Below are 386 nucleotides of genomic sequence, written 5' to 3'. Positions count from 1 at the left end.
GCATAGTGGACCTCGCGCACCAGCTGCATGGTCGCCTCGAAATCGGCTTCCGTCTCGCCGGGGAAGCCGACGATGAAATCGCCGGACATGGCGATATCGCCGCGCGCGGCGCGAATGCGATCGATCAGCGCCAGATAGTCGCGCGCCGTATGCCTGCGGTTCATCGCCTTCAGGATGCGGTCGGAGCCCGACTGCACCGGCAGATGCAGATAGGGCATCAGCGCCGGCAGGTCGCGATGGGCGGCGATCAATTCGTCATCCATGTCGCGAGGGTGGCTGGTGGTGTAGCGCAGCCGCGCCAGGCCAGGGATCTCGGCCAGCCTGAACAGCAGGCGGCCCAGCCCCCATTCCTCACCGTTTTCGCCCTCGCCGTGCCAGGCATTGAC

Annotated in this window: 1 protein-coding gene; it reads right to left on the bottom strand. The window is 66.3% G+C overall.

All coding sequences use genetic code 11. The features are described 5' to 3' along the window. Window positions 1–386 (bottom strand): radical SAM protein (locus EN780_RS38400; RefSeq protein WP_128276689.1); only part of this gene is annotated, 386 nt, incomplete at both ends.

This window comes from Mesorhizobium sp. M4B.F.Ca.ET.089.01.1.1 (assembly GCF_004022605.1).
Taxonomy (GTDB): domain Bacteria; phylum Pseudomonadota; class Alphaproteobacteria; order Rhizobiales; family Rhizobiaceae; genus Mesorhizobium; species Mesorhizobium abyssinicae.
The sequence above is the reverse complement of the archived record's forward strand: the minus strand, read 5'-3'. Positions and strand labels throughout refer to the sequence as shown.